The sequence below is a fragment of the Bartonella sp. MR168JLCBS genome, assembly GCF_042194175.1.
The window spans coordinates 1-622 of the sequence record NZ_JBHIMP010000494.1 but is presented as its reverse complement, the minus strand read 5'-3'; the positions used below and the strand labels follow the sequence as shown (position 1 = coordinate 622).

The 622-nt window shown below is 32.3% G+C and carries 1 pseudogene; it reads right to left on the bottom strand.

Annotation, left to right across the window (positions count from 1 at the left end):
* Positions 1-240 (bottom strand): annotated as a pseudogene (locus ACFIK8_RS12205) (invasion-associated locus B family protein); the annotation flags it as partial.
* Between the last annotated feature and the right edge of the window lie 382 nt (positions 241-622).

Sequence of the window (622 nt, the reverse complement as noted above, 5' to 3'; positions counted from 1 at the left end):
AACGCGCAAGGTAATATCAGGGCGATTTTGTGTGTGTACGTTTTGCACAACTTCACATTGTATATTAGGTGTACCTGGTGGCAGAGAACAAACCTTTGTCCATGCGCCGTAGCTTTTTGGGGCAGGGACAGTTTGCATGTTAGATGTTTGTGCGACAGCGTGCTTGATAGAAACATTATAGAGTGTGTAAATAACAGCACAAAAAAAGAAAGTTTTTTTTAGCAATTTATAAAGTACCACAGAAAGCCTTACCTGAATCCACACGATGCTATCGTGCATAGAGTTACATAAAAAGTGAATTTTCGAACTAAAATTATAACACAAAACCATTCTCTACCAAAACATATTAATCCATAGACATGAAAGAAAATAAAAAGTAAAAAACAGTATTTTATAGGAGAAAAAGCTTTTGGCATTGCTTTAGAATGTTTGCTGTAATGTATTTTGTTTTTGTGATAAATTTTAAAATGAAAGAAAAAATGTATTTTTATTACAAATGTTTCTCTCTTTTTTTAATGGATATATGTATAAGAGAGATATCCTCTATGTTTTCAAAATACGCATATTAATTGGTCATTCTCATATGCCAGAAAGTATTTGTTTGTGGACGACAGAGATTGAA